The 6772-nt window shown below is 65.2% G+C and carries 7 protein-coding genes; 2 read left to right on the plus strand and 5 right to left on the minus strand.

Annotated features, from left to right (window positions below):
* Position 1: 1 nt before the first annotated feature.
* From PV772_RS21510 to PV772_RS21530, 5 genes are all read right to left on the minus strand, one after another.
* Positions 2-1054 (minus strand): iron ABC transporter substrate-binding protein, encoded by a 1053-nt coding sequence (locus PV772_RS21510; RefSeq protein ID WP_347887505.1) that lies wholly within the window; start codon positions 1052-1054, stop codon positions 2-4.
* A 228-nt stretch (positions 1055-1282) separates the two neighbouring features.
* Complete coding sequence (gene ctaD, locus PV772_RS21515) at positions 1283-3043, minus strand: cytochrome c oxidase subunit I (RefSeq protein WP_347887506.1); 1761 nt, start codon at positions 3041-3043, stop codon at positions 1283-1285.
* Between the two features lie 13 nt (positions 3044-3056).
* Positions 3057-3914, minus strand: coding sequence for a cytochrome c oxidase subunit II (locus PV772_RS21520; RefSeq protein WP_141159493.1), 858 nt, complete (start codon positions 3912-3914; stop codon positions 3057-3059).
* A 206-nt stretch (positions 3915-4120) separates the two neighbouring features.
* The gene (locus tag PV772_RS21525) at positions 4121-4609 is read right to left on the minus strand and encodes a hypothetical protein (RefSeq protein WP_141159494.1); all 489 of its coding nucleotides are present in this window, start codon (positions 4607-4609) and stop codon (positions 4121-4123) included.
* Between the two features lie 44 nt (positions 4610-4653).
* The gene (locus PV772_RS21530; protein WP_141159495.1) at positions 4654-5376 is read right to left on the minus strand and encodes a VIT family protein; all 723 of its coding nucleotides are present in this window, start codon (positions 5374-5376) and stop codon (positions 4654-4656) included.
* A gap of 150 nt (positions 5377-5526) precedes the next feature.
* Between PV772_RS21530 and PV772_RS21535 the strand changes: the two genes are divergently transcribed.
* Entirely contained in the window at positions 5527-5760 is a 234-nt protein-coding gene (locus PV772_RS21535) for a hypothetical protein (RefSeq protein ID WP_347887507.1), read from the plus strand.
* A 32-nt stretch (positions 5761-5792) separates the two neighbouring features.
* On the plus strand, positions 5793-6731 hold the full coding sequence (locus tag PV772_RS21540; protein WP_347887508.1) for a glutamate--cysteine ligase: 939 nt from the start codon (positions 5793-5795) through the stop codon (positions 6729-6731).
* Positions 6732-6772: the final 41 nt, after the last annotated feature.

A 6772-nucleotide genomic window follows, 5' to 3' on the forward strand; every position in this document is an offset into this window, starting at 1 on the left:
ATTAGAGTAGTCCGGCCTGCGTCATCAGATCGCTGACCTTCTGCGAGTTGAGCTTTGCGGCGTCAACCTTGGGGGCCTGCAGGTCCTTGATGGGAACCAGCTTGTCGTTGGCGGGCACGTCGGAGCCGATGGCGTACTCGAAGGACGTACCGTTCTTCAGGACTTCCTGCCCCTTCTTGCCCGTGATGAACTTCAGGAACGCCTGCGCAGCGGCAGCATTCTTGGAGGACCTGAGCACGCCGCCGCCGGACACGGACAGGAACGCACCCGGGTCCTGGTTCTTGAAGTAGTACGGCGTGACGTTGTTGGAGTTCTCGCCGGTCTTGGCCTGGTCGCCGTAGTAGTAGTAGTGGTAGATGAGGGCCGCATCCACTTCACCGGCGTTGACAGCCTTCATGGCCGTGCTGTTGCCCTTGTAGGCCTTGGAGTTGTCCTTCATGGCCTTCAGCCAGTCCTCCGTAGCGGAGTCGCCCTTGAGTTCCAGCAGGGCCGAGACGATCGCCTGGAAGTCGGCGCCGGTGGGCGAGGCAGCCCAGCGGCCCTTCCACTCCGGCTTGGCCAGGTCCAGCATGGACTTGGGCAACTGGTCCTCGGTGAGCTTGGTCTTGTTGTACACCAGCACGGTGGAGCGGGCCGCAATGCCCGTCCACTTCCCGGTGGACGGAGAGAACTCGGCGGGGACCTGGTCCAGGGTGTCCTTGTTGACATCCGCGAACAGGCCGGCGTTCTCAACCTGCGTCATGGCGGGGGAGTTCTCGGTCAGGAACACGTCAGCGGGGGAGGCCTGGCCTTCCTGGATGATCTGGTTGGACATTTCCGTGTCATCGCCCTGGCGGAGGGTCACCTTGATGCCGGTTTCCGCAGTGAAGGCGTCAACCCATTCCTGGGTGAGGCTTTCGTGCTGGGCGTTGTAGACGGTGATTTCGCCGGAGGCTGGGCCGCCGGAGGCGGAGGAGCCGTTGCCTGCGGGGGTGCCGCCGCCGCAGGCGGTCAGGCCGAGAGCTGCGGTGGCGGCGAGTGCGATGCCTGCCAGCGCGCTGTTGCGGATCTTCATTGAGGCTGCTTTCGGTGGGGAAAAAAGTCTGCTTGAACCGGGGTCCTATTGCGCAACACTAATGTTGCCTATGTCTGAAAACTGTAGGGTAGGCAAACCTAAGCTCCAAGCCGAAAACCGCTTTAAGTGACGAGATTCACATCAATTACGAAACTATGGCGTGACGTAATTACCGGGACGCGGGTGAGCGACTCGGAAAGTGCGGGGTGCGCCGGGAGCCAGGCCGGGTTACTTGTCCGGGTTGGGGTCGCGGACGTCCTGCTCCCCGATATCCGCGGCCCCCAGGACGCTTTCCGCCGGCGCGTCCTCCGAAGGATGGAGCCGGATACTCAGCTCGGGATGGTGCAGGTCAAGGGCGGGACGCTCGGACCGGATGCGCGGCAGCGAAGTGAAGTTGTGCCGCGGCGGCGGGCAGGAGGTGGCCCATTCCAGCGAAGCCCCGAAGCCCCAGGGATCGTCAACGGTGACCTTCTTCGCGGAACGCGACGTGATGTAGACGTTCCAGAAGAACGGGATCAGGGATGCGCCCAGCAGGTAGGACCCGACGGTGGAGAACTGGTTCATGAAGGTGAAGTTGTCCTCCGGCATGTAGTCCGCATACCGGCGCGGCATGCCCAGGACGCCCAGCCAGTGCTGGATCAGGAACGTGGCATGGAAGCCCACGAACAGCATCCAGAAGTGGATCTTGCCGAGCCGCTCGTTGAGCATCTTGCCGGTGAATTTGGGCCACCAGAAATAGAAGCCGGCGAACATGGCAAATACCACGGTGCCGAAGACCACGTAGTGGAAGTGCGCCACCACGAAGTAGGTGTCCGAGACATGGAAGTCCATGGGCGGTGAAGCCAGGATGATTCCGGTTAGGCCGCCAAACAGGAACGTGGCAAGGAAGCCCATGCTCCACAGCATGGGAGTTTCGAAGGTCAGCGATCCGCCCCACATGGTGCCGATCCAGTTGAAGAACTTCACGCCGGTGGGCACCGCGATGAGCATGGTCATGAAGGCGAAGAACGGCAGGAAAATCGCCCCGGTGACGTACATGTGGTGGGCCCACACGGTGACCGAGAGGGCTGCGATGGCAATGGTGGCGTACACGATGCCCTTGTAGCCGAACAGGGGTTTGCGGCTGAACACCGGGAAGATCTCCGAGACGATGCCGAAGAACGGCAGCGCGATGATGTACACCTCGGGGTGGCCGAAGAACCAGAACAGGTGCTGCCACAGGATGGCGCCGCCGTTGGCGGGATCGAAAATGTGGGCACCGAACTTCCGGTCCGCGCCCAGGGCGAACAGTGCCGCAGCCAGCGGCGGGAACGCCATGAGCACCAGGATGCCCGTCACCAGCGTGTTCCACGTGAAGATGGGCATCCGCCACATGGTGAGCCCGGGAGCGCGCATGCAGATGATGGTGGTAATGAAGTTGACCGAGCCCAGGATGGTGCCGAAGCCGGACAGCGCCAGGCCAAAGACCCAGAGGTCACCGCCGATGCCCGGCGTAAATGTGGTGTTGGACAGGGGCGCGTAAGCGAACCAGCCAAAGGATGCCGCGCCCTGCGGGGTGATGAAGCCGGACACGGCGATGGTGGAGCCGAACAGGAAGAACCAAAAGGCCAGCGCGTTCAGGCGCGGGAACGCCACATCCGGGGCGCCGATCTGCAGCGGCATGATCACGTTGGCGAACCCGGCGAACAGCGGGGTGGCGAACATCAGCAGCATGATGGTGCCGTGCATGGTGAACAGCTGGTTGTACTGTTCCTTGGTTTGCAGGATCTGCATGCCGGGCTCGAAGAGTTCGGCGCGGATCAGCAGCGCCATCACCCCGCCTGCGCAGAAAAACACGAAGGACGAAATCAGGTACATGTACCCGATGGTCTTGTGGTCCGTGGAGGTGATCCAGTTGACCACGAGGCGCCCCTTGGACTTGGGTACCACGGGTGCCGGCAGGACTCCGGCGCCCGGAGCGCCGCCCATTCGTTGGCCTGTGGTGGTCATATCCATGCCCTCACTACTCTGTCGCTTCCGCTGGCTGCGGCGCAGGGGCCGATTGCGGGACCCTGTCATAGTCGGCGCCCAGGTTGCCGGTGTTGCCCTTCGCCTTCAGGTCGGCGATGTGGCTGTCGTACTCCTGCTGGGTCACCACCCTGACTTTGAAAAGCATCTCGGAGTGGTACTCGCCGCAGAGCTCGGCGCACTTGCCCATGTACTCGCCGGTGCGGTTGGGGGTGATGCTGATGTACGGGTTGTACTGTTCGTGGCCCGGGTAGAGGTCGCGCTTTTGCAGGAAGTCCACCACCCAGAACGAATGCTGGACGTCGCGGGACTGGAGGTGCAGTTCCACTGTCTTCCCCACGGGGAGGTAGAGCGTGGGCAGCCTGTCCGGTGCGCCGTAGGACCCGTTAAGGTGGGCCTGCTGTCCGGCGTCCTCGTGGACCTGCTCCTTGACGTAGTTGAAGTCCCAGGACCACTGCTTGCCGAAGACATCGATCACCACGTCCGGGTTGGGGTAGCGCGCATCGATGGCACGCTGTTCCCGGTCCGTAAAGACGAACAGGACGCCGATGACAATCAGCGGAATGGCCAGGTAGAAGACTTCGAGGGGGAGGTTGTAGCTCAGCTGCGGCGGGAACCCCACGGTGTTCTTCCGGCGCCGGTACGCCACGATCACCCAGATCATCAGCCCCCAAGTGATGACGCCAACCACCAGCGCGGCGATCCAGGAGTTGACCCACAGGTCCGTGATCAGCTGGGTGTTGTTGGTGGTGTCACGGGCTCCGGGGAGGAAACCGCGGGAGACTTCCGCGGAGCAGGAAGCCAGCGCCGGCAGGGCCAGAATCCCTGCGGCCAGCGCTGCGAAGTGCCGCATACTGTGGTTTCGGAACGGTTTCTTTCCCACCTGTGGTCCCTCCGGCATGCTCCAGAAGCCCGACTGTATGAGCCCGCCGCCGGCCCCGGGACCGGCAGTTGTGAGCCCCACCCTACGCGCGGAGCATGGCGATGTGAAGGGGTTTTCGGGCGCCCGGAAAGGATGTCCCGGTCCCCGAAAAGGGCCGGTTCGCCGCGCTGGCTCCGCTAGCGGGTCGCGGCCCAGACTGACGCTGCTCCCGAATGGCCGGTGGCGATGCTCTGGTACACCAGGAACAGGCCCGCCAGGACGCCCAGGACGGACGTGGCAGGAAGGACCCAGCGGGATTCGAGGAGTGTGGCCAGGCCGCGGAAGGCGGGCAGGCGGCCAAGGAGCGAGGGGAATGCGGCGGCGATCTGCACTGCTGCCACCACCAGGAACAGCGCCGCAACATAGCGGAGGAAGCTTCCCTGGTGGGCGTGGTCCTGGATGAGTTGTGACGCCGGCCGGGCCTTCTCCAGCTGCTCCCCGGCCTCCGCGGTAACCACCGTCAACGGAACCATCAGCAGCGCCAGGATGCCCAGCGGCCATGCCAGGTAGCGCCTGCTGCGACGAAGGAGCGCGAACACCACCGCCAGGACCCCGGCCAGCGGGGCGAGGACCACCACGCCGTGAATCAGCAGGATGTGGGCGGGAAGGCCGGCAATTTCGAGCACGTGGACGCTCCTGGGCGGTAGTTGGCGGGCTGGGCGGGAGGCTGCTACGCGATGCCGGTGGTGCCCAGCAGGCTTCCCACCGCGAACGTGAAGGCCATGGCCAACGCGCCGCCCACCACCAGCCGGATGGTTGCCTTGCGCTTGGAGCTTCCGCCGATTTTGGCGCTGATGGTGCCGGTCAGGGCCAGCGCCAGGATGACGGCAACGAAAGTTACCGGGATGCGGGCCGCTTCCGGCGGGAAGATGATGGCCAGCATGGGCAGGATGGCGCCGACGGTGAAGGCGATGGCGGAAGCGAACGCGGCGTGCCAGGGGCTGACCACTTCTTCTTCGTCGATGTTCAGTTCGGCCGAAAGGTGCGCCTTCAGTGCGTCCTTGGCGGTCAGTTCCTCGGCGACGGTCCTGGCGGTGGCTTCGCTGAGTCCCTTGGCCTGGTAGATATGGGCCAGTTCGTCCAGTTCGCCCTCGGGATCGTCCCGGAGCTCCTGGCGTTCCTTTTCGATCAGCGCGCGCTGGCTGTCACTTTGGCTGCTCACGGAGACGTATTCGCCCAGTGCCATGGATACCGCTCCACCTACTACGGCGGCGGTACCTGCCACCAGGATGGGCGCGAGGTCGTTGGTCACTCCCGCGACGCCCACCACGGTAGCCGCGACGGAGACGATGCCGTCGTTGGCACCAAGAACGCCGGCGCGCAGCCAGTTCAGGCGCGCGGCCACGCTGCTGTCATGGGGTTCGTTGTGGCTGAGCTTGAGGGTTTCGGACATGTTGGCAGTAAAGCACCATGCGCGCCGGGGCGCCATGAAGGTTTGCATCCCCTAACCCTGCGGGCCCGGGCAGTGGCAGCTCTTCCCACCTATTGATAAGGGTGCTTATCATAATGTTCCCTTCCAACGGCGCCTGGAGACAGGGTGCTGATGGGTGCGCCCACTGCTGGAAGGATCCTGCAACGGCGCAGGGGACAGGGGACGACGGCGATGGACACCTATGGCAATGAGGGCACCGGCGGGGCGGGTGCAGGCAGCCGGACGTTCGGCATCGAGGAGGAGCTGCTCCTGGTGGACCCAGGAACAGGGGAAGCCGTACCCCTGGCGGGGCCCTCCTGGACCTCTACGTCCGCCCGCTGGAGGCGGCGTCCGGACCCGTCCTGACAGCGGAGTTCCAGCAGGAAATGATCGAGGTGGTGAGCCCCCCGCATGCCACCCTGGCACGGCTCGGGCAGGACGTCGTGGCCGGCCGGGCCATCGCCCGCCAGGCGGCGGAGGACGTGGGCGTCAGGGTGGCGGCACTGGGAACCTCGCCGCTGCCTGCCGATCCCCATCCCGTCCAGCTCCGGCGGTTCCGCGCGATGATGGAGGAGTACGGGCTGACCGCCAGGGAACAGCTCACCTGCGGCTGCCACATCCACGTCTCGGTCGAGTCGCAGGAGGAGGCCGTGGCCGTGCTGGACCGCATGCGCAACTGGCTGCCGGTGCTCGTCGCGCTGAGCGCCAATTCGCCGTTCTGGCACGGCGAGGACTCCGGCTACGCCAGCTACCGCTCGCAGGTGTGGAACCGCTGGCCGTCCGCCGGGCCGCTGGAACTCCTGGGCTCCCCGGACGCCTACCACCAGCTGGTGCATGACATGGTGAGCACCGGCGTCGCCATGGACGAGGGCATGGTGTACTTCGACGCCCGCTTGTCCCGGCACTACCCCACAGTGGAAATCCGCGTGGCCGACGTCTGCCTTCGCCCGGAGAACACCGTGCTGCTGGCGGGAATTGCCCGCGGACTGGTGGAAACCGCGGCCAGGGAGTGGCGGGAAGGGATCGAACCTGTGGCCGTCCCGTCGGCGCTGCTCAGGCTGGCCGGCTGGAAGGCAAGCCGGTGGGGCCTCCGGGGTGAGCTGCTCGATCCCCTAACGCACCGCCCGGCGTCCGCGCTCGCCGTCGTGAACTCGCTGCTGCACCATGTCCGCGGGGCGCTGGAGGACATGGGCGACCTGCACCGGGTGGAGGACCTGTTGGACGGGCTGCTGGCGGACGGTACCGGTGCGGTGCGGCAGTTGGAGGTGTTGCACCGCACCGGTGACCTGGAGCGGGTGGTGGAGGATGCGGCGGACTGCACGATTGCCACGCTGTAGCGCCCTCCCGGCGTGACCGCACCCGCGGACGGCGCAGGAGC

Source organism: Pseudarthrobacter sp. CC12 (assembly GCF_039907755.1).
GTDB classification, from domain to species: Bacteria; Actinomycetota; Actinomycetes; order Actinomycetales; family Micrococcaceae; genus Arthrobacter; species Arthrobacter niigatensis.